The organism is Pseudomonas sp. LPH60 (genome assembly GCF_030718165.1).
Taxonomy (GTDB): domain Bacteria; phylum Pseudomonadota; class Gammaproteobacteria; order Pseudomonadales; family Pseudomonadaceae; genus Aquipseudomonas; species Aquipseudomonas danubii.
Genome location: NZ_JAVAJH010000002.1, coordinates 448,303 through 471,349, shown reverse-complemented (window position 1 = coordinate 471,349; position 23,047 = coordinate 448,303). Strand labels below are relative to the sequence as shown.

Here is a 23,047-nt window from a genome sequence, read left to right as displayed (position 1 = left end):
TGCCCACTTGCTCATTTCCAGCGATACAGCCGATGCCATTGCGCCAGCGTCTTGAAAACCTGCCCGTGGGCCAAAAGCTCCTGGCTGCCCTGCTTGTCCTGCTGACCACCGTGCTGCTGGTCGCCAACCTGACCTTTATCAGCGCCGCTTACTGGATATCCCAGGAAAGCATGGCGCCCCAGGCGCTACAGACCATAGGTCGGCTGGTGTCCAACCCGGCCCTGGCGGCACAGGCCCTGAACTCTCCCGAGGACGCGCAAAAGCTGCTCAGCGAGCTGGACAGCTATACCCCCCTGCGGGCGGCCGCTCTCTATGACGGCAAGGGCATGCGCCTGGCCCAACTGCAACACGGTGAACACCTCAAGCTGCCCGAACGTTACCGGCACATCGAAGCCTGGCAACTGACCGAATTTCGCAGCAACCAAGTGATTGCCCTGCCCCGCCCGGGCCAGGCGCCTGGCCATCTGCTGCTGGTGGCCACCAGCGAACTGCCGATGGCGTTCTACACCGGCACCCTCACCGCAAGCCTGGGGATCCTGATTTTCAGCGTGTTGCTGTGGCTGATCATCGCCCGGCAGATCAAGCGCCTGATCACCCAGCCCATTCACCAGCTCGAGGTGCTTTCGCGCCAGGTGACTCGCGAAGAGAACTACTCTCTGCGCGCCTCCCGAGGCAACCACGATGAAATCGGCAGCCTGGCGGAAGCCTTCAACACCATGCTGTCGCGCATCGAAGCCCGGGAACAACAGCTCAAACGTGCCCGGGACGACTCCCAGGCCGCCTACGATCAAGCCCAGGGGCTGGCGGAGGAAACCCGCCATACCAACCGCAAGCTGGAACTGGAAGTCCAGGTGCGCAGCAAGATCGAGAAGAAACTCACCGGCTTCCAGAACTATCTCAACAGCATCATCGACTCCATGCCCTCGGCGCTGATCGCCCTGGATGAGCAGTTATACGTCACCCAATGGAACCAGGAAGCCAGTGCCCTGTCCGGCACTCGCCTGGACGAAGCCCTGAACCAGCCGATCTTCCTCGCCTTCGAACCCCTCAAGCCGTTCCTGCCGCAACTCAAGGAAACCGTCGAGCAGCACACCGTCACCAAGGTCGAGCGGGTGACCTGGTTCAAGGATGAGGAAGCCAAGCACTACGCCCTGACCTTCTACCCACTGATGGGCGGTGCCGGTCGCGGCGTGGTGATTCGGATCGACGACATCACCCAGCGCCTGTCCCTGGAAGAAATGATGGTGCAATCAGAGAAGATGCTGTCGGTGGGTGGTCTTGCGGCCGGCATGGCCCACGAGATCAACAACCCTTTGGGAGCGATCCTGCACAACGTGCAGAACATTCGTCGCCGGCTGTCTCCCGATCTGCCCAAAAACCTGGAACACGCGCAGCAGATCGGCGTCGAACTGCAAACCGTCAACCACTATCTGGAAAGCCGCGAAGTGCCGCAGTTGCTCGATGGTATTCAACAAGCCGGGGCCCGCGCCGCCAAGATCGTCACCCACATGCTCAGTTTCAGCCGGCGCAGCAATCGCCAGATGGCCCCCTGCGATCTGCCGGCACTGATTGATCAGGCTGTGGAAATCGCCAGCAATGACTTTGACCTGGCCATAGGCTTCGACTTCAAGGGGCAGGCGATTATCCGTCAGTTCGACCCGAACCTGGGGCCCGTGCCCGGCACCGCCAACGAGCTGGAGCAAGTGTTGCTCAACCTGCTGAAGAACGCCGCCCAGGCCATTCACCAGCGTGAGGACGACAGCGAACCCGGTCGTATCATCCTGCGCACCAAGCTGAATCCGCCCTGGGCGGAAATCCAGGTGGAAGACAACGGTGTCGGCATGAGCGAAAGCGTGCGCAAACGCACCTTCGAGCCCTTCTTCACCACCAAGGAGATCGGCCAGGGCACCGGACTCGGACTGTCGGTGTCGTACTTCATCATCACCAACAACCACAAGGGGCAAATGGAAGTGCAATCGACCCGGGGCCAAGGCACCTGCTTTACCTTGCGCCTGCCCCTGGCCAGCAGCCAGCCCCAGATTCAAGAACCCCTACCACTGGAGAATTAAGCATGGGTTTTCGCTTGTCGAAGATTTACACCCGCACCGGCGACAAAGGCGAAACCGGACTCGGAGACGGCCGCCGGGTTGCCAAGGATCATCCTCGAGTGGAAGCCATCGGTGAAGTCGACACCTTGAACAGCCAGTTGGGACTGCTCCTGGCCGGCCTGGAAGAGCAGATTGATACCTGCCAGGGCTTCAAGGAAATCATCGAGGTATTGGCCCCCTGTCAGCACCGGCTGTTCGATCTGGGGGGCGAACTGGCAATGCCGGTGTATCAAGCCCTCAATGAGGCCGAGGTGGAACGTCTTGAGGCGGCCATCGATATCTGGAATGAAGAGCTGGGCCCCCTGGAGAACTTCATCCTCCCCGGTGGTTCGTCACTGATCGCCCAGGCCCATGTTTGCCGCAGCCTGGCTCGCAGCGCCGAGCGTCGCTGCCAACACCTGAATGCCGTGGAACCCTTGCAGGGAGTGGGACTGGCCTACATCAATCGCCTGTCGGACTTGCTGTTTGTCGCGGCGCGCCTGATTGCCAAGCGCCAGGGCATCGCCGAAATCCTCTGGCAGGCCGCCGCCAAACCCTCCGCGTAGGAGCAGGCTTGCCGGCGATCAGGACCACGGGCCTAGGGCAACGACCGACGATGCGCTGGCAAGCCAATTCCATAGACAGCCGCTAGCCAGCACTGCCACAGAGGGTGCCTTCAGTCCTGGGGCCAGAAGGCACGGATACCGGCAACACCTTGAGCACCGGCTTCCCAGGCTTGCCGGCACTCGGCAGGCCCCACGCCTCCCAGCAGATAGGCAGGCCTGTTGAAACCACTGAGCAACTGCTGCGCCTGCTCCCAGCCCAGGGGTTGGGCATCGGGGTGAGTCTGGGTCGGCTGCACCGGGGACAAGGTCACGAAATCCACATCCATCTGCTGCGCCAGGGACAGCTCCTCGGCGTTATGGCAGGAGGCGGCCAACCAGCGATCCTTGCCAAAAGGCCGCCCCGCGCTGGCGTACTTGCGCAATTGCGCCGCAGTAATGTGCCAGCCGGCGGAGGGAAAATCCCCCAGCCACTCGAAAGGCCCCTTGAGCATCAACTGCGCCTTGCCCGCACACAGGCCCACTGCGTCCACCGCCAGATCGCGGTACTGCGGATCGTAGCCACCAGGGGCGCGCAACTGAATCAGCTTGCTGCCCTGGGCAATGGCCTTCTGCATGCCTCGCAGCAAGGTCGGAGTTTCCAGGCCTTCTGGGGTAATCAGGTAGTGAGCGGGTAAACGCGCTGCAGCGACAATCGGCTGATTGGCCGCGGGGAACTCATAATCGGCCAGCTCACGAGGGCTGACCCAGGCCAAGGGCTGGCCTTCGGCGCCGTGAGGCTCGCCGCTGAATGCCGAAACCTCCCAGACATCCAGCAACACCTGTTTATCCGGGTAATCGTGCTGCACCTTGATCAGTGGGCGCGCCGTCTGTACGACGATACCCAACTCTTCCTGCAGCTCGCGGGCCAGCGCGGTTTGTACCGCTTCGCCAGCCTCGACCTTGCCTCCGGGAAACTCCCACAGGCCACCTTGATGCTGAGTATCGGCACGCCGGGCAATCAGGATCTTGCCGCTGGCATCCCGGATGACGGCCGCAGCCACATGTACTCGTTTCACCGCACTGTTTCCTCTGATCAGGCATTGGGCCTGGCCCTCACGGACCAGGCGTTGAGATGCGCGCTTCGCCGGCAAGCCGGCTCCCACAGTGGCTGGAGCAGCGTTGCCGGAGAGGTGCTTAAGTGCGGTATTCCGCGTTGATCTTCACGTACTCGTGAGACAGATCAGTGGTCCAGATGGTTTCGCTGCACGCACCACGCCCCAATTCGATGCGAATGGTGATTTCTTCCTGCTGCATCACGGCCGCGCCCTGGGCCTCGGTGTAGCTGGCAGCACGCGCACCACGGCTGGCAATGCAGACTTCACCGAGGAACACATCGATCTTGCTGACATCCAGATCCGCTACGCCAGCACGGCCGACGGCGGCGAGAATGCGGCCCCAGTTCGGATCGGAGGCGAACAGGGCGGTCTTGATCAGCGGCGAGTGAGCCACGGTGTAGCCCACGTCCAGGCATTCCTGGTGAGTGCCACCGCCGTTGACTTCAACGGTGACGAACTTGGTTGCACCTTCGCCATCACGGACGATGGCCTGGGCCACCTCCATGCACACCTCGAACACCGCCTGCTTCAGGGCAGCGAACAGCGGGCCCTCGGCCTTAGTGATTTCCGGCAGCTTGGCCTGACCGGTAGCGATCAGCATGCAGCAATCGTTGGTGGAGGTATCGCCGTCGATGGTGATGCGATTGAAAGACTTGTTGGCACCGTCGAGCAACAGGTTCTGCAGCACTTCCCGGGAGACTTTGGCATCGGTGGCGATGTAGCCGAGCATGGTGGCCATGTTCGGACGGATCATCCCCGCCCCCTTGCTGATACCTGTCACGGTGATGGTCACGCCATCGTGCTGGAACTGGCGGCTGGCGCCCTTGGGCAAGGTGTCAGTGGTCATGATCCCGGTGGCCGCAGCCGCCCAGTTGTCCACGGACAGGTCATCCAGTGCGGCTTGCAGAGCCCCCTCGATTTTCTCTACCGGCAGCGGTTCGCCAATCACCCCAGTGGAGTACGGCAGCACAGCGCTGGCATCGACGCCGGCCAGCTCCGCCAGCTTGGCGCAAGTGCGGGAGGCAGCAGCCAGGCCCGGCTCGCCGGTACCGGCGTTGGCATTACCGGTGTTGGTCAGCAGATAACGCACCGCCCCCTGCACACGCTGCTTGGCCAGAATCACCGGCGCGGCGCAGAACGCGTTGAGCGTGAACACACCGGCTACGGTGGAGCCTTCGGCACAGCGCATGACCACCACATCCTTGCGCCCGGGGCGCTTGATGCCGGCCGAAGCGATACCGAGCTCAAAACCGGCAACCGGGTGCAACGTAGGCAAAGGACCAAGACCAACAGCCATGAATGCGCTCCTCTTATCAGGTGTCTGCACCGTCGTCTCAAAAGACGGTGTTGCAAATGGAAAAACGCCGCGACGGCGGATGCCGTCACGGCGCGGGTGTTTCAGTGTCTGGCGAGGATCTTAGTTGATCTGGCCGTGACAGTGTTTGTACTTCTTGCCCGAACCGCAGTAGCACAGTTCGTTGCGTCCCAGTTTCTGTTCGTTGCGCACCGGCGCGGTAGCCAGGGCGACATCGACATCAACCCCTTCTTCCTGCGCTTGCGGCTGATCCAGACCCGGAGCCTCGGCGTGTTCGAACTGCAGGCGCTGAGCCAGTGCCTCGGCTTCCTGACGCAGGCGTGCCTCTTCCTCTGCCGGATCTTCGCGACGAACCTGCACATGGGACAGGACGCGGATCGAGTCGCGCTTGATGGAATCCAGCAACTCGGAGAACAGGGTGAAGGACTCGCGCTTGTACTCCTGCTTCGGGTTCTTCTGCGCATAACCGCGCAGGTGAATACCGTGGCGCAGGTGGTCCATGGTGGACAGGTGGTCTTTCCACAAGTCATCCAGTACCCGCAGTACGATCTGCTTCTCGAAAGAACGCAGCGCTTCGGCACCGGCCTGGTCTTCTTTCTCGTTGTACGCGGCGATCAACTCGTTGAGCAGCTTCTCGCGCAGGGTTTCTTCGTACAGGTGATCGTCTTCGTCGAGCCACTGCTGGATCGGCAGGCTTACACCGAAACCGCTCTGGATCGACTCTTCCAGACCGGCCACGTCCCACTGCTCGGGCAGCGATTGCGGCGGAATATGCGCGCTGACGGTGGCGTTGAGCACGTCCTGGCGGAAATCGGCGATGGTTTCGCCAATGTTGTCTGCAGCCAACAAGGTATTGCGCATGTGATAGATCACTTTACGCTGTTCGTTGTTGACGTCGTCGAACTCCAGCAATTGCTTACGGATGTCGAAGTTGCGGCCTTCCACCTTGCGCTGAGCCTTCTCGATGGCGTTGGTCACCATGCGGTGCTCGATCGCCTCGCCGGATTGCATGCCCAACGCTTTCATGAAGTTCTTCACCCGGTCAGAGGCAAAGATACGCATCAGGCTGTCTTCCAGGGACAGGTAGAAACGGCTGGAACCGGCGTCACCCTGACGACCGGCACGACCACGCAGCTGGTTGTCGATACGGCGCGACTCGTGACGCTCGGAAGCGATTACCTGCAGGCCACCGGACTCCAGCACTTGCTGGTGACGCTTCTGCCAATCGGCCTTGATCTGGGCGATCTGCTCAGGCGTCGGGTTCTCCAGAGAGGCGACCTCCACTTCCCAGTTACCACCCAGCAGGATGTCGGTACCACGACCGGCCATGTTGGTGGCGATGGTCAAGGCCCCCGGGCGACCGGCCTGGGCGATGATTTCCGCTTCCTTCTCGTGGAACTTGGCGTTCAGGACCTTGTGCTCGATGCCTTCCTTGTTGAGCAGGTTGGACATGTGCTCGGAAGTTTCGATGGTCGCAGTACCCACCAGCACCGGACGGCCCTGGGCCATGCACTCCTTGATGTCATTGATGATCGCGGCGTATTTCTCGTCCGCGGTCAGGAACACCAGGTCGTTGTAGTCCTTACGAGCCAGCGGCTTGTTCGGCGGAATCACCATCACCTGCAGGCCGTAGATCTGATGGAACTCGAAGGCTTCGGTGTCGGCGGTGCCGGTCATGCCGGACAGCTTGGTGTACAGACGGAAGTAGTTCTGGAAAGTGGTCGAGGCCAGGGTCTGGCTCTCGGCCTGGATGTTGAGGTTTTCCTTGGCTTCGATGGCCTGGTGCAGGCCTTCGGACAGGCGACGCCCCGGCATGGTCCGGCCGGTGTGCTCGTCCACCAGGACCACTTGGCCATCCTGGACGATGTATTCGACGTTGCGATTGAACAGCTTGTGGGCACGCAGGCCGGCATAGACGTGAGTCAACAAGCCCAGGTTGTGCGCCGAGTACAGGCTTTCGCCTTCCGCCAGCAGGCCGACCTGGGTCAGCATTTCTTCGATGAACTGGTGACCGGCTTCGTTGAGTTCGACCTGACGGGTCTTCTCGTCGACAGTAAAGTGACCAGCCTTGGTGACCTGGCCTTCCACTTCCTCGATGTGCTGCTCGAGACGCGGGATCAGCTTGTTGATCTCGGTGTACAGGCGGGAACTGTCTTCAGCCTGACCGGAGATGATCAACGGGGTACGGGCTTCGTCGATAAGGATCGAGTCGACTTCGTCGATCACGGCAAAATTGAGCTCGCGCTGGAACTTGTCTTCCATGCTGAAAGCCATGTTGTCGCGCAAGTAGTCGAAACCGAATTCGTTGTTGGTGCCGTAGGTGATGTCGGCGGCGTAGGCGGCGCGCTTCTCTTCCGGCGGCTGGAACGGCGTGACCACGCCAACAGTCAGGCCGAGGAATTCATAAAGCGGACGCATCCAGTTGGCGTCACGGCGAGCCAGGTAGTCGTTCACCGTCACTACGTGCACGCCTTTGCCGGACAGTGCGTTGAGGTAGACGCCCAGGGTTGCCACCAGGGTCTTGCCTTCACCGGTACGCATCTCGGCGATCTTGCCTTCATGCAAGGTCATGCCACCGATCAACTGCACATCGAAGTGACGCATGCCCATAACGCGCTTACCGGCTTCACGGGCGACCGCAAAGGCTTCGGGAAGCAGTTTGTCGAGGGTTTCACCCTTGGCGATACGGGCCTTGAACTCGGCAGTCTTGGCACGCAATTGATCGTCCGAAAGGGCCACCATTTGCTCTTCGAAGGCATTGACGATTTGTACCGTCTTGAGCATGCGTTTGACTTCACGCTCGTTCTTGCTTCCAAAAAGTTTCTTTAACAAAGGCGCAAACATATCGGCAGGATCTTCCACACATAGGGTTGGAGGGCGGCCCCGTGAGTCGCCCGAGCAGCCCTCATGGCCGCATGCGAACGAGCATTCTACCCGGAAACGATGGTGAGGAAAGTGGCGTTATTCCACGATGCTGGCACAGCGCTGTGACGGGGCTCACCTAAAATAAGGGCTTTTTGCCGAACTTCAAGCCCATTGACCACAGAACTTAATGATTACGATCAGCAAAGCGCCAGAAAGTAGTCAAAGTACGAAAAAGCAATGAGAGCGGTGCCCCGGGCGCTTTCTGCTACCATGGCGCCTCTGTAACTTCAGGTTTCTGATCATGGCATTTCGCCCCCTTACGGCACGCGCGCCTGCCGTTCTTCTTCGCGAAGCCAAGCCACTCAAAGCCATACTCGGCCACGCCCAGCGCCTGGCGCATCTGCAGCGCCTGCTGGAGAGCCAGTTGCAACCGGCTGCTCGCGAACATTGCCACGTCGCCTCCTGGCGAGAAGGCAGCTTGCTGCTGATCGTCACCGATGGCCACTGGGCTACGCGCCTGCGCTATCAGCAAAAACGCCTGCAGCGCCAATTGCAGGAGTTCAACGAGTTCAGCAACCTCACGCGCATCCTGTTCAAGGTCCAGCCACCCACGGTTCAACAGGGCGCAGTGGGGCACACCATGGATCTGTCGAACAACGCCGCCGAAACCATCCAGGCCACAGCCGAAGGCATCACTGATCCCAATCTGCGTGCCGCCCTGGAGCGCCTGGCCAGCCACGCCAAACCACGGGGCTGACCCAGACGCCAGGCTTCAGCGGCGCTTGCTGCCACCCAGCAACGACCCCATCAGCCCCCTGACCAATTGCCGGCCCAACTGATTGGCCGCCTGACGCATGGCTGACTTCAACGCCTGCCCGGCCGCCGTGCCGAGGAACTCACCCGCCCGATCAGCCAGGCTCGGTTCTTCAGCGCCAGGCTTGTCGGGTGTCGCCTGCGCTTCAGGCGCCAGGTCCTTGCGCCCCATCAACACCTCATAGGCAGACTCACGATCGATAGGCTTGTCATAACGCCCCTGTAACGGCGAACTGGCGATCAGGGCCTTGCGCTCAGCCTCGGTCAAAGGTCCGACTCGCGATTGCGGAGGCGCCACCAACACGCGCTGGACCATCTCCGGCGTGCCCTTGTCTTGCAGAGTACCCACCAGCGCCTCGCCGATACCCAGCTCAGTGAGCACCGCCAGTGCATCAAAGTCCGGGTTCGGACGGAAACCATCGGCCACAGCCCGCAACGACTTCTGCTCCTTGGCGGTGAACGCCCGCAAGCCATGCTGAATACGCAGGCCCAGTTGAGCCAGCACATCGTCCGGCAGATCCCCTGGCGATTGGGTTACGAAATAAACCCCCACCCCCTTGGAACGAATCAGTCGCACCACCTGTTCCAGTCGATCCTGCAAAGCCTTGGGAGTGCCCGCGAACAGCAAGTGGGCCTCGTCGAAAAACAGGGCCAGCACAGGCTTGTCCGCATCACCGCGTTCCGGCAGTTGCTCGAACAACTCAGCCAGCAGCCATAAAAGGAAGGTCGCATAGACTTTCGGTGCCTCGTGCACCAGACGGCTGGCATCGAGCAGATGAATCCGCCCACGGCCATCGGCCGCCGGTTGCAGAATGTCTTCCAGTTGCAACGCAGGCTCGCCGAACAGAGCTTCCGCCCCTTGCTGCTCCAGGGTCGCCAAGCGCCGTAACAGCGCCTGACTGGAACCTGTGGTCATCAGCGCCGCGTCATCTCCCAGCAGTTGAGGGTTGTCCTTGAGGTGATTGAGCAGCGCCTTGAGATCCTTCAAATCCAGCAACAAAAGCCCTTCACGGTCCGCCACCTTGAACGCGGCATACAGCGCAGACTGCTGGCTGTCGGTGAGTTCAAGCAGGCTGCCCAGCAACAATGGGCCCATTTCGCTCAAGGTGGTGCGCAAGGGATGACCGGACTGCCCCTGGATATCCCACAGCGTTACCGGATACGCCTGAGGCTTATGCTCAAGCCACGGCATACCGGCGATCCGTTCGGCAATCTTGCCCTGTGGATTGCCCGCCGCTCCCAGCCCGCACAAATCGCCTTTGATATCCGCAGCGAACACCGCCACCCCGGCGTCACTGAAGGCCTCGGCCAGGCGTTGCAAGGTCACGGTCTTGCCAGTGCCGGTGGCGCCCGCCACCAGGCCATGGCGGTTGGCCAGGCGCATGGCCTGAGCGATCGGCTGACCACCAAGGTCGGCACCGATAACGAGTTGCGATAAATCAGGCATTTTGTCACCCCTGGTTAAGCTTTGGCCTTACACGGTCGATATGAAGAAATGATGGATCAGAAGTATCTGAAATAAAGGTCAGGTAATTCCTTTGGGATAGATGGAGATATCAGCTTACTTATAACACCGCCCATTCTGCGCGCTTTTCCAACCCGATGCCCTGGACTCAAAGACCTTAGCGGACACACCAAGCCATGAACAAAAATCTGCGCTTCAGCCACAAGATCCTGCTTGCCGCCTCGCTGATCGTCATAGCTGCATTTGCGCTATTCACGCTCTACAACGATTACCTGCAACGCAACGCCATTCGTGATGATCTGGACAACTATCTTCAGGAAATGGGCGACGTTACGGCAAAAAATATTCAGACCTGGCTCGCCGGTCGCGCCTTGCTGATCGAGAACATCTCGCAATCGGTAGCGCTCAACCCCGACCCGACCAATGTCAGCAATCTGCTGGAACAGAAGTCCGTGAGCTCAACCTTCATGGGGGCTTACCTGGGTAACAAGGATGGCACCTTTATCATCCGCCCCAACAGCAAGATGCCCGACGGCTACGACCCTCGCGCACGCCCTTGGTACAAGAGTGCGGAGAGCACCAATGGCTCGGCCCTGACCGAACCCTACATCGACCTGGCCTCCGGCCAACTGGTGATTTCCATTGTCGACAGCGTGATCAAGGCCGGCCAGCGTGTTGGTGTAGTGGGCGGCGACCTCAGCCTGCAGGTGATTGCCGACAGCATCAACGCCCTGGACTTCGACGGCATGGGCTACGCCTTCCTGATCAGCGCCGACGGCAAGATCCTGGTGCACCCGGACAAGAACCTGGTGATGAAGAATCTCAAGGACGTCTATCCCCAGGACACCCCGCGCATCAGCAGCGAGCTCAGTGAGGTCAGCGTCGACGGCAAAACCCGCATCGTCACCTTCACCCCGATCAAGGGCCTGTCTTCGGTGAACTGGTACATCGGCCTGTCGGTGGACAAGGACAAGGCCTTCGCCATGCTCAGCGAATTCCGTACCTCGGCCCTGATCGCCACCCTGACCGCCGTGGCCCTGACCATCGCCCTGCTGGGCCTGCTGATTCGCCTGCTCATGCAGCCCCTGCATGTAATGACCCGCGCCATGCAAGACATTGCCGATGGCGAAGGCGACCTGACCCGCCGCCTGAACATCCACAACCAGGACGAATTCGGCATCCTCGGTACCGCCTTCAACCGTTTTGTCGAACGTATCCACGGTTCGATCCGCGAAGTCTCCTCGGCCACCGAACATGTCAACGAAGTAGCCCTGCGGGTGGTCAGCGCCTCCAACTCATCGATGCTCAACTCCGATGAGCAGGCCAGTCGCACCAACAGTGTCGCCGCTGCCATCAATCAACTGGGGGCCGCGGCCCAGGAAATCGCCCGTAACGCCGCCCAGGCCTCGCAGCAGGCCAGCGACGCCCGCAACCTGGCTGAAGACGGCCAGCAGGTGGTGGATCGCAGCATCCAGGCGATGAACCAGCTGTCGGACATGATCAGCGCCTCCAGCAGCAACATCGAGACCCTGAACAGCAAGACCGTGAACATCGGGCAGATTCTCGAAGTCATCACCAGCATTTCCCAACAGACCAACTTGCTGGCACTCAACGCCGCCATTGAAGCCGCCCGTGCAGGTGAGGCCGGCCGCGGATTTGCCGTGGTTGCCGACGAAGTGCGCAACCTGGCGCACCGCACTCAAGAGTCGGCGCAACAGGTACAGACCATGATCGAGGAACTGCAAGTGGGCGCCCGCGAGTCGGTGAGCACCATGAGCAACAGCCAGCGCCACAGCCAGGACAGCGTGGAGATCGCCAACCAGGCAGGAGAACGCCTGAACAGCGTGACCCAGCGCATTGGTGAAATCGACGGCATGAACCAGTCGGTGGCCACCGCCACCGAAGAACAGACTTCGGTGGTGGAGTCCATCAACATGGACATCACCGAAATCAATACGCTGAACCAGGAAGGCGTGGAAAACCTCCAGGCGACACTGCGGGCCTGCTCCGATCTGGAACAGCAAGCAGCGCGCTTGAAGCATCTGGTAGGCAGTTTCAGGATTTGATGACGGGCCTCAGGGCCCTTTCACCGGCGAGTCGGCTCCTACGCGGGGAGCCGATTGCCAAGCTTTAAATAGAAGCCGGCTTGCCGGCGAACCACTCACTGCGGCTGCGGCGCTGGCTCCTGCTGCAACTCTTCCCACAGTTGGGCGGCCCCCGGAAACTCGGTGCCGTCATCGGCATCAAGTTCATCGGGGTCATAGCGGCTCAAGCACCCCTCGCCGAGGGTGGCGGGGGCCTGGGAAGTGGCTTTATCCAGTGGATCGGTCATCGGGCTGACCTCGTGATTTACAGAACCAGGAGCGGGATATTGAACCCCCGCTCCTGGTTTTTTTTCAATCAGAACACCACGGTCTTGTTGCCGTGCACCAGCACACGGTCTTCCAGGTGGTAGCGCAGGCCGCGGGCCAGGACCATCTTCTCCACATCACGACCGAAACGCACCATGTCCTCGATGCTGTCGCTGTGGCTGACCCGTACCACGTCCTGCTCGATGATAGGACCGGCGTCCAGTTCTTCGGTGACGTAGTGGCAGGTGGCGCCAATCAGCTTCACCCCACGCAGGGAAGCCTGGTGGTAAGGCTTGGCACCGACGAAGGACGGCAGGAAGCTGTGGTGGATGTTGATCACCTTGTGCGCATATTCGCTGCACAACGCCGGCGGCAGGATCTGCATGTAGCGCGCCAGCACCACCACTTCGGCGTCGTGCTGTTTGACCAGACGCGAGACCTCGGCGAAAGCCGGCTCCTTGTCCTGGGGATTGACCGGTACGTGGTGATAAGGAATACCGTGCCACTCGACCATGCTGCGCAGGTCATCGTGGTTGGAGATCACACAGACGATCTCACAGTCCAGCTCATCGCTGTGCCAGCGGTGCAACAAGTCGGCCAGGCAATGGGACTCGCGACTGGCCATGAGCACCACACGCTTTTTCTCGGCGGTATCAGTGATTCGCCAGTCCATCGAGAACTCTTCGGCGATCGGCGCGAATGCCTCGCGAAAAGCCTCCAGGCCAAAAGGCAGGGAATCGGCACGAATCTCGTGGCGCATGAAGAACCAGCCACTGAGGTTGTCCGAGTGATGGCTCGCTTCGGTGATCCAACCGTTATGGGAGGCCAGAAAGTTACTGACTTTGGCAACGATGCCAACGCGGTCAGGGCAAGAAATCACCAACCGAAAGGTGCGCATGAGGGGGAAACTCCAGAACTTCGCAAAGGTCGCCATTCTAGCCACTGCGCGAAAAAACTGCAGTATCCATTGCGCGCCGGGCCTTGATTAGATTGGCAATCGCCGCTTGAAAAGCCTAATCCACAGCCACTGCAACGACAGATACCGACACTTGCCAATAGCGCACAACTAGTTTGTGAATAGCGCAGTTGAACCCTTCGACCTATTAAATACCGAAATGATTTTTACGTCTAAACACACTAAGAGAGACAAATAAAACAGCGGTATTATGTTTACTTGCACATACTCTCTGACTATTATTGCGACATTGTCACCCAGCCACTCAGCGCTCAATAAGGTAGTCCACATGTCCCTGATCAACGAATACCGTGCTACAGAAGAAGCCATTAAAGAACTGCAAGCACGTTTGAAAAACCTGTCCCAAGACGACAAACTGAAAACCGAACTGGAATTCGAAGGCAAACTGCGCAGCCTGATGGGCGAGTACTCCAAGTCCCTGCGCGACATCATCGCCCTGCTGGATCCGGACTCGAAAGTTAAAGCACCACGCGCCGCAGTAAAAACCACCGGCACCAAGCGTGCTCGTAAAGTTAAACAGTACAAAAACCCGCACAACGGTGAAGTCATCGAAACCAAAGGTGGCAACCACAAAACTCTGAAAGAGTGGAAAGCCAAGTGGGGCGGCGATGTGGTTGAAGGCTGGGCAACCCTGCTGGGCTAAGCCTTGCCAGTGAGCGCCCGGGCTCCTGCAGTCCGATTAAAAAACGCCAGCCCGCTGGCGTTTTTTTATGCCCAGGCAACCTGTTCCAGAGCCGGAGCCATCCTTCAAAGAGCCAGGCGCCCAGCCAGGGCCCGAACATGCTCACGCCACTCATCCAGCACCTGGCGCTGCTTCGGATCAGCACTTAACAACGATTGCTCAAGTCCCTGAGCAAAACTTTCCAGGGTATTGGGCGCGCCGAGTTTCGGGTCAAGCAAACGCTGCTGACAGAACCCGCGCCAACGCTCTTGCTCAGTTTTATCCAATGTCTCTGGAAAGTTGCGGGCACGGTAGCGAAAGAGCAATTCAGGCAAGCGCTCATCATCAAATGGCCACTGTTGCTGGGCCAAATGCAACGGATCAGCCTCACGCACTTGCTCACACAAACGCCGATCGCGATCACCAATAAAGCCGTCGTACAACTGTTGCTCCGGGTCCTCGCTGGCCGCGAACTCATCAGGACCATAAATCACCGAAAGTTTATCCCGCCAAACTTCCTGGGCCTCAGTCAAAAGCACGCCACGGCGCTGGTACTGCTCCATGTCCAAGTGCAGCCGTTGTTGATCCTCCACACGCAAGACATTCAAGGGCGCCACTACCGGGCAGCGATTGATATGGATGAGTTTCAACGGCACTGGCAGCTCACCGTCCAGAAGATCTTCGCGCCGCGTATATAAACGCTGATGCAAGGTTTCGGCATCCAGATCCAGCAGCCCCTGCGGATCCAGATGCAGATCACAAACGATCAGTGCATTGCGGTTGCGTGGGTGCCAGGCCAGGGGCAGCACCACCCCGATGTAGTGCCGGGCCGCAGAGAAACGCCCGGAAATATGCACCAGAGGCTGCAGCAAGCGGATCTGATCCATCACCCGCTGCTTGCTGCGCAGTTGAAACAGCCAGTCATAGAGCTTGGGTTGCTTGTCGCGAATCAGACGCGCCAAGGCAATGGTGGCGCGGACATCGGACAGTGCATCGTGGGCCTGGCCGTGATCGATACCATTGGCAGCGGTCAGGCGTTCCAGCTTGAGGGTCACCTGCCCCTGCTCCTGCGGCCAGACGATCCCCTCGGGACGCAGAGCGTAGGCCGTACGCACCACATCGATCAGGTCCCAGCGGCTGTTGCCACCCTGCCATTCACGGGCATAGGGATCGAAGAAATTGCGGTACAGGCTGTAGCGGGTCACTTCATCGTCGAAACGCAAGGTGTTGTAGCCAACGCCGCAAGTCCCAGGGCGCGCCAGTTGCCCGTGCACCCGGGTCATGAAATCCGCCTCGCTCAAACCCTGCGCCGCCAGCCGGCTCGGGGTGATGCCGGTGATCATGCAGGCCACCGGGTGCGGCAGGATATCGTCGCTGGGCTGGCAGTAGAGGTTGACCGGTTCGTCGATCTCATTGAGCGCCAGATCGGTGCGAATACCGGCCACTTGCAACGGACGATCGCTGCGAGGATTGATGCCGGTGGTTTCGTAGTCGTACCAAAAGAGGGAAGTCACGGCCTGTTCCTGAACTGAAAGACCGCCGCAGTCTAGGCGTTCAAGCATCCCCAGGGCCAGCCGCGCGAAGCGGCGGCACACAGAGCGCCACGTTGAATTCGCAGTTAATGATGTCGTTTGCCCCTCGGACACTGCTAGCATCTGCGCTGGATTTTTCTCTACCAGGCCAAGCCCCTAAGTTGCCCATGTTTGAGACGACAGCAACGCCAAGGAACGCATCGCTGCACCCGCCACTGGATACGCGGTATCAGGTCGAAACCCCCGAGGGCATCGATCTGCCGCTGCGACCGGCGGGATTGCTGGTCCGCACCCTGGCGTTTGCCCTCGATCTGGGCATCCGCGGGCTGGTGTTGGGCCTGCTGTTCATTGTGCTGGGCTTTTTCGGCGAAATCGGCATCGGTCTCGGTTCGATCCTGCTTTTCCTGATCAGCTGGTGGTACATGGTGCTGTTCGAGGTGCTGAACCAGGGCCGCTCTCCCGGCAAGCAAATAATGGGACTGCGAGTGGTTCAGGACGATGGCACCCCCATTGGCTGGAGCGCCTCCCTGACCCGCAACCTGCTGCGCTTTGCCGACATGTTGCCGTTCGGCTACTTCCTTGGCGCGATCAGTTGCCTGCAGCATCCGACCTTCAAGCGCCTGGGCGACCTAGCCGCCGGCACCCTGGTGATCTATCGCGAGCAGTCGGTCAAGCGACCGGAACTGCCACCTGCCGTCCCCCGCTCCGCGCCTTTTGCCCTGAGCCTGAACGAACAACGGGCGATTCTCGAGTTTGCCGAACGTCAGAATCAACTGTCGGCCGAGCGCACCCGGGAACTGGCGGCGATCCTCGCGCAACCGCTGCATGTACCCACCGCCCAGGCCACTGCCGAACTCAACGGCATCGCCCGCGGTTTTCTGGGAACGACATGAAACAAAGCCTTTTTGAGAACCGTCATCAGGCGCAATGGCAACAGTTCGAGCATCTGCTGGACCAGTTGGAGCGACGCCGGGTCAAAGCCGAGGACTGCCAGAACTTCATCCAGGACTACCGCCGCCTGTGCCAGCACCTGGCCCTGGCCCAGGAGCGCGGTTACAGCAGTTACCTGATCGATCCATTGCAGCAGTTGGCATTGCGCGGCCATCAGCAGTTGTACCGACAGCGCACCGCCATCAGCGCCAACGTCCTGGGCTTCATACTGGCCGGTTTTCCGCGTCTGGTGCGCCAGGAGTGGCGCCTGGTGCTGATCGCCAGCCTGCTGTTCTTCGGCAGCCTGCTGGGTATCGGCCTGTTGGTGTACCTCTACCCCGAACTGGTCTATAGCCTGGTGAGCCCGGAGCAGGTGTCGGAAATGCAGAGCATGTACGAGCCCACCGACGGACGCCTGGGGCGGGTCGCCGAACGCGCCTCTAGCCAGGACTGGGTGATGTTCGGCTACTACATCATGCACAACATCGGCATCGCCTTTCAGACCTTCGCCAGCGGCCTGCTGTTTGGCCTGGGTAGTGTGTTCTTCCTGTTTTTCAACGGCCTGATGATCGGCGCCATCGCTGGCCACCTGACCCAGATCGGCTTCGGCCAGACCTTCTGGCCCTTCGTCATCGGCCATGGCGCCTTCGAGCTGAGCGCCATTGCCCTGTCCGGTGCGGCCGGGTTGAAACTGGGCTGGGCCCTGATCGCCCCCGGTCGCCTGAGCCGCGGCGAAGCCCTGTTGCAGGCAGCGCGGATAAGCGTGCAATTGGTCTACGGGGTCATCGTATTCCTGCTGATCGCGGCCTTTATCGAAGCCTACTGGTCCTCCATGACCTGGCCTGCGCCCTGGATCAAATACAGCGTCGGCGCCGCCCTGTGGAGCCTGGTGGTGGCGTACCTGACCCTGGCCGGACGTGAATCCCATGCGCCTGAGTGACGCCAGCGTGACGATCCGCCCACGCAACCCCTGGGAAGCCATGGACCTGGGGATACTGCTGAGCCAGCGTCACCGGCGCCTGCTGATGACCAGTTGGGCCATCGTCAGCCTGCCGGTGTTTGCCCTGCTGAGCCTGCTGCTGTGGCAATCCCCATCCTTGGCAGTGCTGTTGTTCTGGTGGCTGAAACCGGCCTTCGAACGCCTGCCACTGTTCATCCTCTCCAAAGCCCTGTTCGGTGAAACCCCAAGCCTGGCAGAGGCGTTGAGGCAGTGGCCACGCCTGCTCAAGCCACAATTGCTGGCCAGCCTGACCTGGCGCCGCTTCAGCATGAGCCGCAGCTTTGTCATGCCGGTGGTGCAACTTGAAGGCCTGAGTGGCGATGCCCGGCAACAACGCCTGGCGGTCCTGCTGCAGCGCAATGCCGGGGCCGCACGCTGGTTGACCCTGATCGGCATGCACCTGGAAGGCGCCTTGTGGATCGGGTTGATGGTGCTGTTCTACCTGCTGCTGCCACAACAGATCGAACTGGACTGGAACTGGCAGAGCCTGGTCATCGCCGCCCAGCAGGACTGGTTCTGGCTGGAACACCTGACCAACGCCTTCTACGCTCTGGTCCTGGTGATCTGGGAGCCCATCTACGTGGCCTGTGGCTTCAGCCTGTACCTCAACCGCCGCACCGAGCTCGAGGCCTGGGACATCGAACTGGTTTTCCGCCGCCTGCGCCAGCGTCTGGCGGGCGTCACGGCGCTGCTGCTGGTGACCGGCCTGATGCTGGCGATGCCGGGCGCATCGATCTGGGCAGCCACCCCCAGCACTTCCGTGGCCGGCCCCGAAGCGCCACGACTGCTGCAGCAACCGCTGACCAGCAAAGCCTCGAAGGACAGCATCCAGGGCATCCTGGAAAAGCCGCCGTTCAAGAACCAGGAGTCGGTCACCCGCTACCGCTTCGGCGAAGAGCAGGCACAGAAGAAAGACGCCAAGGGCAAGCCGCCGGGCTGGCTCAAGAGCCTGCTTGAGAACCTCGACAACAACAGTTTCGGCAGCCTCGCCAAGGGCCTGGAAATCCTCCTCTGGGCCTTGCTGCTAGGGGCCCTGGGCTGGCTGATCTGGCGCTACCGCGATTGGCTGCGAGCCTTTGTCAGCCGCCGTCCGCTAACGCGCAAGAAACGCCCCGCCGCGATCCCACAGCAACTGTTCGGCCTGGATGTCAGCAGCGAAACCTTGCCTGCCGATGTGGCCGCCCGCGCCGAGGAACTCTGGTCCAGCCAGCCCCGGGAGGCCCTGGGCCTGCTTTACAGGGCACTGCTCAGTCGCCTGCTGGAAGACTTTCATCTGCCCCTGAGCGTGGCCGATACCGAAGGCCAGGTACTGGAGCGGATCAAGGCCTTGCAACAACCGCCCCTGGAGGCCTTCAGCCGCGAACTGACGGAGCATTGGCAGAACATGGCCTACGGTCACCGGATTCCCGGCGCCGATCTGCAGCCGCAACTGTGCGACGCCTGGCGCAGTCTGTTCGGCCCAGGAGCTCCAGCATGAAGCGCTATCTATGGGGCAGCCTGGCCCTGTTGCTGATCCTGGTACTGGGAGCCGCCGGCTACTACCTGTACCGCCACGCCACGCCCTATCAGGAACTCGTCGATCACGGCCCGTCGCCCGAAGCCCGCGCCAATCCCTACCTGGCCGCCGAGCTGTTTATGCGCGAACGCGGCCTCAAGGTCGATCACGCCAACGGCCTGGAGGTACTGGCCACCTTGAAGCCCGCCGGCAACAGCCTGCTGTTGCTGGGGGAGCGCTCCAACATGAGCCCGCGCCAGGCCGACCAGGTGCTGGATTGGGCCCGTGCCGGTGGCCGACTGATCTTTGTCGCCGAAGCCCTGTGGGACGATGACACTCAGCAAAGCGGTGACTTGCTGCTGGATCGGGTGCAGATCCATCAACAGCTCAGTGAAGACCTCGAGGAGCCGCCGGAACAGGAAGCCAACGACGCCTTTCCAACGCTGACCAAAGTCTATCTGGAAGACGAACAGGCCCCGGCCTACATCGGCTTCGACACCGCCTTCCACCTGGACGACCCGGACAGCCTGGCCCAGTCCTGGGCCAACAGCGGCGTGGCCACCCACATGATCCAGCTCGACTACGGCCAGGGCTCGGTCACCGTGCTGACCGACGCCGACATCTGGAAAACCCCGGCCATCGGCCTGTACGACAACGCCTGGCTGCTGTGGTACCTCAATACCGATACGGCCGTGACCCTGCTGTTCAACACTGACCACCCGAGCCTGTGGCAATTGCTCTGGCGCTATTTTCCCCAAGCGTTGGTAGCCCTGGCCCTGTTGATCGGCCTGTGGCTGTGGCAGGCCGGTAGCCGCCAGGGGCCGTTGCTGGCACCGCCGCCCAAGGCCCGGCGTCAACTGCGGGAGCACCTGCGCGCCAGTGCCGACTTCATCCTGCGCCATGGCGGCCAGGGCCCACTGCTGCAGGCCTTGCAACTGGATATCCGGCGCCGGGCACGACGTCGCCATCCGGGTTTCGAACAACTGGAACCCGAAGCCCAGTGGGACGTGCTCGCCCTGCTCAGCCAGCAGCCTGTCGATGCTGTGCGCCAAGCCCTGCAACCGGTGTCCGGGCAGCGCCTTTCCGGTGCTGATTTCAGCCACCAGGTCGCCCACCTGCAAACTCTCAGGAATGCCCTATGAGCGAACAACCCGTCGAATCCCTTGACTCCTCCGAGGCGCCTCAGCCCCAGGTCCATGCGGCCCAGCAGCGCCAGCGGGCCAGCCAGCTGGCGCAGGCGGTGCGCCAGGAACTGCAGAAGGTGGTGATCGGCCAGGAGGCCGTGATCGATGATGTGCTGACGGCGCTGATCGCCGGTGGCCACGTGTTGCTCGAAGGCGTCCCTGGTCTGGGCAAGACGCTGCTGGTACGGGCCCTGGCCCGCTGCTTTGGCGGAGAGTTTGCACGAATCCAGTTCACCCCGGACCTGATGCCCAGCGATGTCACCGGCCACGCGGTGTACGACCTGCAGACCGAACAGTTCAAACTGCGCAAGGGTCCGCTGTTCACCAATCTGCTGTTGGCGGACGAAATCAACCGCGCCCCAGCCAAGACCCAGGCCGCGCTGCTGGAAGCCATGCAGGAACGCCAAGTGACCCTGGAAGGCCGCGCCCTGCCCATCGCCCAGCCATTCATGGTCCTGGCGACCCAGAACCCCATCGAGCAGGAAGGCACCTACCCGCTGCCAGAAGCCGAACTGGACCGTTTCATGCTCAAGTTGCGGATGGACTACCCGGACGCCGAGGAGGAACTGAACATGGTTCGCCAGGTGGCTCGCTCGACCCGCGCCGACATGCTTGATGTACAGCCCCTGCGTACCGTGCTCCAGGCCAAGGACGTGCTGGCCCTGCAGCGCATCGCCAGTGAACTGCCCCTGGACGAACAGGTGCTCGACTATGCCGTGCGCCTGGCCCGGGCCACCCGCAGCTGGCCGGGACTGACGCTGGGCGCTGGCCCGCGTGCCTCCATTGCCCTGGTGCGCGGAGCCCGGGCCCGGGCCCTGCTGCGGGGCGGCGAATTCGTGATCCCGGATGACATCAAGGGCTGCGCCCTGGCCGTGCTACGGCATCGGGTACGGGTCGCTCCGGAGCTGGATATCGAAGGGCTGTCGGTGGAACAGGTGCTCAAGCAGATGCTCGAGCAGATTCCGGCACCGCGCCTATGAGCCGCCCACACTGATGAAGCCGACTCGTCTGTTGCTGATCTGGCTGGGCACCCTGACCGGCCTGTACATCCTCCTGGGAGCGGTGCGAGCCCTGGGTATCGAGGCGCTGCCGCGCCTGGACTCGATCGCCTGGGGCCTGTTGCTGGCGCTGTTGCTGCTGGCGCTGCTGGATGCCCTGCGCTTGTCGCGCCTGGCGTCGCCCGAGATACAGCGTCAGTTGCCCGGCAGCCTGCCCCTGGGACGCTGGAGCGAAGTGCAACTGGAGATCCGCCACCCTTATCGGCAAGCGCTTGAGGTGCAACTGTTCGACCATCCGCCCCAGGGCTTGAGCTTTGAGCACCTGCCACAATCAGTGAGCCTGGAGCCGGGCCAGGTCAGCCGAGTGGGGTATAGCGTGCGACCGCTGCAACGAGGGCATTTCAACTTCCACCAGTGTGAAGTCAGCCTGCCCAGCCCCTTGGGTCTGTGGAGCGCCAGACGACGGTTGAAGGTCCACGACAGCTCCCGGGTCTACCCGGACTTCGCCCGCCTCTATGGCGCGCAGTTGCTGGCAGTGGACAACTGGCTCAGCCAACTCGGGGTGCGCCAGTTGCAACGCCGCGGGCTGGGCCTGGAGTTCAATCAACTGCGGGAGTTTCGCGAAGGCGACAGCCTGCGGCAGATCGACTGGAAAGCCACCGCCCGCCAGCGCACGCCCATCGCCCGGGAGTATCAGGACGAACGCGACCAGCAGATCATCTTCATGCTCGACTGCGGACGCCGCATGCGCAGCCAGGACGGCGAGCTGGCGCACTTCGACCATGCCCTCAACGCTTGCCTGCTGCTCAGCTATGTCGCGCTGCGCCAGGGGGATGCCGTGGGCCTCTACAGTTTTGCCGGAGAACGCTCGCGCTACCTTGCGCCAGTCAAGGGCTCGGCCCAACTGAGTGTGCTGCTCAACGGCGTCTACGACCTGGACACCAGCCAGCGTCCAGCCGACTACCAGGCTGCAGCCAGTGAATTGCTGGCGCGGCAGAAGCGTCGGGCGCTGGTGGTACTGGTCACCAACCTGCGGGATGAAGACGACCAGGAGTTGCTGACTGCGGTCAAACGCATCAGCCGCCAGCACCGGGTACTGGTGGCCAGCCTGCGCGAGGAAGTGCTCGATCAGTTGCGCCAAAGCCCAGTGCAGACCTTGCCCGAGGCGCTGATCTACAGTGCCGCCGTGAACTACCTCAATAGCCGGGCCGAACTGCATGAACGCCTGAGCGCCCACGGCATCGCCCTGCTCGACGCCCGTCCAGGCGAGCTGGGGGCGGAGCTGGTCAGCCGGTATCTGAGCTGGAAGAAAGCCGGCAGCCTGTAGCGGGCTACCGCGACATTCAGGCCGATGTCTGCAACGGATGGAAGCTGAAGTAGTGCCGCAAGGCCTGCTCCAGTTCAGCGAATTCGGCGGTCGCCCGCAGCAGGCTGAAACCGCTGTCGTACTGGTGAGGGGTCAGGTCCTCATGGCACCACAGGCAACAGGCGCTGAAATCGATGAACTGCGTCTGTCCATCACTGCCGGGGACTTTCACCCGCAGCTCGAACTCGGCACCGATCAGCATCGGCAACTGGCTGATCAACATCAGCCCGTCAGCGGAAATATTGCCCAGGTAACCGACAGGCTTGTCGGTAAACCGGTTGAAGACTTTCAAGTAGGACGGCAGTTGATGCCGCTCGATCCGAGGTTCCGTGAACATGCTGGGTATCGC

Annotated in this window: 19 protein-coding genes and 1 pseudogene; 12 read left to right on the top strand and 8 right to left on the bottom strand. The window is 61.3% G+C overall.

Features of this window, described 5'->3' with window-relative positions; genetic code table 11:
* The first annotated feature begins 32 nt into the window (after positions 1-32).
* Both Q8O96_RS07730 and Q8O96_RS07725 read left to right on the top strand, forming a co-directional pair.
* Positions 33-2,069: an ATP-binding protein gene (locus Q8O96_RS07730; protein WP_102860548.1), complete on the top strand. Its 2,037-nt coding sequence runs from the start codon at positions 33-35 to the stop codon at positions 2,067-2,069.
* Positions 2,070-2,071: 2 nt separating this feature from the next.
* Positions 2,072-2,653 carry a cob(I)yrinic acid a,c-diamide adenosyltransferase gene (locus tag Q8O96_RS07725; protein ID WP_250329545.1) on the top strand — a complete coding sequence of 194 codons (582 nt, stop codon included), beginning with the start codon at positions 2,072-2,074 and terminating at the stop codon, positions 2,651-2,653.
* 110 nt (positions 2,654-2,763) lie between these two features.
* On the opposite strand, the gene Q8O96_RS07720 is transcribed toward Q8O96_RS07725, so the two are convergent.
* The 3 genes from Q8O96_RS07720 to secA form a co-directional block, all read right to left on the bottom strand.
* Entirely contained in the window at positions 2,764-3,708 is a 945-nt protein-coding gene (locus Q8O96_RS07720) for a Nudix family hydrolase (RefSeq protein WP_102860546.1), read from the bottom strand.
* A gap of 118 nt (positions 3,709-3,826) precedes the next feature.
* Positions 3,827-5,044 carry a bifunctional glutamate N-acetyltransferase/amino-acid acetyltransferase ArgJ gene (argJ, locus tag Q8O96_RS07715; protein WP_305948631.1) on the bottom strand — a complete coding sequence of 406 codons (1,218 nt, stop codon included), beginning with the start codon at positions 5,042-5,044 and terminating at the stop codon, positions 3,827-3,829.
* Between the two features lie 120 nt (positions 5,045-5,164).
* Positions 5,165-7,906, bottom strand: coding sequence for a preprotein translocase subunit SecA (gene secA / locus Q8O96_RS07710; RefSeq protein ID WP_102860544.1), 2,742 nt, complete (start codon positions 7,904-7,906; stop codon positions 5,165-5,167).
* A 322-nt stretch (positions 7,907-8,228) separates the two neighbouring features.
* Between secA and Q8O96_RS07705 the strand changes: the two genes are divergently transcribed.
* Positions 8,229-8,684 (top strand): DUF721 domain-containing protein, encoded by a 456-nt coding sequence (locus Q8O96_RS07705; protein ID WP_102860543.1) that lies wholly within the window; start codon positions 8,229-8,231, stop codon positions 8,682-8,684.
* 15 nt (positions 8,685-8,699) lie between these two features.
* On the opposite strand, the gene Q8O96_RS07700 is transcribed toward Q8O96_RS07705, so the two are convergent.
* Positions 8,700-10,187 (bottom strand): helicase HerA-like domain-containing protein, encoded by a 1,488-nt coding sequence (locus Q8O96_RS07700; protein WP_102860542.1) that lies wholly within the window; start codon positions 10,185-10,187, stop codon positions 8,700-8,702.
* A gap of 194 nt (positions 10,188-10,381) precedes the next feature.
* Here Q8O96_RS07700 and Q8O96_RS31205 point away from each other — a divergent pair.
* Positions 10,382-11,413: pseudogene (locus Q8O96_RS31205) on the top strand (cache domain-containing protein); the annotation flags it as partial.
* A gap of 93 nt (positions 11,414-11,506) precedes the next feature.
* Positions 11,507-12,271, top strand: coding sequence for a methyl-accepting chemotaxis protein (locus Q8O96_RS31200; RefSeq protein WP_371826169.1), 765 nt, complete (start codon positions 11,507-11,509; stop codon positions 12,269-12,271).
* 95 nt (positions 12,272-12,366) lie between these two features.
* Here the strand turns inward: Q8O96_RS31200 and Q8O96_RS07690 are convergent, their stop codons facing one another.
* Together Q8O96_RS07690 and purU are read right to left on the bottom strand one after the other, a co-directional pair.
* Positions 12,367-12,537 carry a hypothetical protein gene (locus tag Q8O96_RS07690; protein ID WP_207166443.1) on the bottom strand — a complete coding sequence of 57 codons (171 nt, stop codon included), beginning with the start codon at positions 12,535-12,537 and terminating at the stop codon, positions 12,367-12,369.
* A gap of 68 nt (positions 12,538-12,605) precedes the next feature.
* Positions 12,606-13,454, bottom strand: coding sequence for a formyltetrahydrofolate deformylase (gene purU, locus Q8O96_RS07685; RefSeq protein ID WP_102860540.1), 849 nt, complete (start codon positions 13,452-13,454; stop codon positions 12,606-12,608).
* 346 nt (positions 13,455-13,800) lie between these two features.
* Between purU and mvaT the strand changes: the two genes are divergently transcribed.
* A complete protein-coding gene (gene mvaT / locus Q8O96_RS07680; RefSeq protein WP_102860539.1) occupies positions 13,801-14,175 on the top strand; it encodes a histone-like nucleoid-structuring protein MvaT in 375 nt (124 codons plus the stop codon).
* A 104-nt stretch (positions 14,176-14,279) separates the two neighbouring features.
* On the opposite strand, the gene sbcB is transcribed toward mvaT, so the two are convergent.
* Positions 14,280-15,707, bottom strand: a complete 1,428-nt coding sequence (gene sbcB, locus Q8O96_RS07675; RefSeq protein ID WP_305948630.1) for an exodeoxyribonuclease I — start codon at positions 15,705-15,707, stop codon at positions 14,280-14,282.
* Between the two features lie 185 nt (positions 15,708-15,892).
* Between sbcB and Q8O96_RS07670 the strand changes: the two genes are divergently transcribed.
* Genes Q8O96_RS07670 through Q8O96_RS07645 form a run of 6 tightly spaced genes read left to right on the top strand, consistent with a single transcriptional unit; the run spans position 15,893 to position 22,659 of the window.
* Positions 15,893-16,618 (top strand): RDD family protein, encoded by a 726-nt coding sequence (locus Q8O96_RS07670; RefSeq protein WP_305948629.1) that lies wholly within the window; start codon positions 15,893-15,895, stop codon positions 16,616-16,618.
* Entirely contained in the window at positions 16,615-17,595 is a 981-nt protein-coding gene (locus Q8O96_RS07665) for a stage II sporulation protein M (RefSeq protein WP_102860536.1), read from the top strand. The genes Q8O96_RS07670 and Q8O96_RS07665 overlap by 4 nt, the downstream gene beginning before the upstream one ends.
* Positions 17,582-19,132 (top strand): DUF4129 domain-containing protein, encoded by a 1,551-nt coding sequence (locus tag Q8O96_RS07660; protein ID WP_305948628.1) that lies wholly within the window; start codon positions 17,582-17,584, stop codon positions 19,130-19,132. The genes Q8O96_RS07665 and Q8O96_RS07660 overlap by 14 nt, the downstream gene beginning before the upstream one ends.
* Positions 19,129-20,292 carry a DUF4350 domain-containing protein gene (locus Q8O96_RS07655; RefSeq protein WP_305948627.1) on the top strand — a complete coding sequence of 388 codons (1,164 nt, stop codon included), beginning with the start codon at positions 19,129-19,131 and terminating at the stop codon, positions 20,290-20,292. Before Q8O96_RS07660 ends, Q8O96_RS07655 begins: the two co-directional genes overlap by 4 nt.
* On the top strand, positions 20,289-21,314 hold the full coding sequence (locus Q8O96_RS07650; RefSeq protein WP_102860533.1) for a MoxR family ATPase: 1,026 nt from the start codon (positions 20,289-20,291) through the stop codon (positions 21,312-21,314). The genes Q8O96_RS07655 and Q8O96_RS07650 overlap by 4 nt, the downstream gene beginning before the upstream one ends.
* 13 nt (positions 21,315-21,327) lie before the next feature.
* Positions 21,328-22,659 carry a DUF58 domain-containing protein gene (locus Q8O96_RS07645; RefSeq protein ID WP_102860532.1) on the top strand — a complete coding sequence of 444 codons (1,332 nt, stop codon included), beginning with the start codon at positions 21,328-21,330 and terminating at the stop codon, positions 22,657-22,659.
* Between the two features lie 16 nt (positions 22,660-22,675).
* Here Q8O96_RS07645 and Q8O96_RS07640 read toward each other — a convergent pair whose 3' ends face one another.
* Complete coding sequence (locus Q8O96_RS07640) at positions 22,676-23,035, bottom strand: PilZ domain-containing protein (protein ID WP_102860531.1); 360 nt, start codon at positions 23,033-23,035, stop codon at positions 22,676-22,678.
* Positions 23,036-23,047 lie beyond the last annotated feature (12 nt).

Bases quoted from the DNA above. Each gene is read 5' to 3' on its own strand.
- Q8O96_RS07650 (WP_102860533.1), top strand. From the start codon at position 20,289: ATGAGCGAACAACCCGTCGAATCCCTTGACTCCTCCGAGGCGCCTCAG.
- mvaT (WP_102860539.1), top strand. From the start codon at position 13,801: ATGTCCCTGATCAACGAATACCGTGCTACAGAAGAAGCCATTAAAGAA.
- Q8O96_RS07730 (WP_102860548.1), top strand. From the start codon at position 33: ATGCCATTGCGCCAGCGTCTTGAAAACCTGCCCGTGGGCCAAAAGCTC.
- argJ (WP_305948631.1), bottom strand. From the start codon at position 5,044: ATGGCTGTTGGTCTTGGTCCTTTGCCTACGTTGCACCCGGTTGCCGGT.
- Q8O96_RS07670 (WP_305948629.1), top strand. From the start codon at position 15,893: ATGTTTGAGACGACAGCAACGCCAAGGAACGCATCGCTGCACCCGCCA.
- Q8O96_RS07640 (WP_102860531.1), bottom strand. From the start codon at position 23,035: ATGTTCACGGAACCTCGGATCGAGCGGCATCAACTGCCGTCCTACTTG.
- Q8O96_RS07690 (WP_207166443.1), bottom strand. From the start codon at position 12,537: ATGACCGATCCACTGGATAAAGCCACTTCCCAGGCCCCCGCCACCCTC.
- purU (WP_102860540.1), bottom strand. From the start codon at position 13,454: ATGCGCACCTTTCGGTTGGTGATTTCTTGCCCTGACCGCGTTGGCATC.
- Q8O96_RS07725 (WP_250329545.1), top strand. From the start codon at position 2,072: ATGGGTTTTCGCTTGTCGAAGATTTACACCCGCACCGGCGACAAAGGC.
- Q8O96_RS07700 (WP_102860542.1), bottom strand. From the start codon at position 10,187: ATGCCTGATTTATCGCAACTCGTTATCGGTGCCGACCTTGGTGGTCAG.
- Q8O96_RS07660 (WP_305948628.1), top strand. From the start codon at position 17,582: ATGCGCCTGAGTGACGCCAGCGTGACGATCCGCCCACGCAACCCCTGG.
- Q8O96_RS07645 (WP_102860532.1), top strand. From the start codon at position 21,328: ATGAAGCCGACTCGTCTGTTGCTGATCTGGCTGGGCACCCTGACCGGC.
- Q8O96_RS07655 (WP_305948627.1), top strand. From the start codon at position 19,129: ATGAAGCGCTATCTATGGGGCAGCCTGGCCCTGTTGCTGATCCTGGTA.
- secA (WP_102860544.1), bottom strand. From the start codon at position 7,906: ATGTTTGCGCCTTTGTTAAAGAAACTTTTTGGAAGCAAGAACGAGCGT.
- Q8O96_RS07665 (WP_102860536.1), top strand. From the start codon at position 16,615: ATGAAACAAAGCCTTTTTGAGAACCGTCATCAGGCGCAATGGCAACAG.
- Q8O96_RS07705 (WP_102860543.1), top strand. From the start codon at position 8,229: ATGGCATTTCGCCCCCTTACGGCACGCGCGCCTGCCGTTCTTCTTCGC.
- Q8O96_RS31200 (WP_371826169.1), top strand. From the start codon at position 11,507: ATGCTCAACTCCGATGAGCAGGCCAGTCGCACCAACAGTGTCGCCGCT.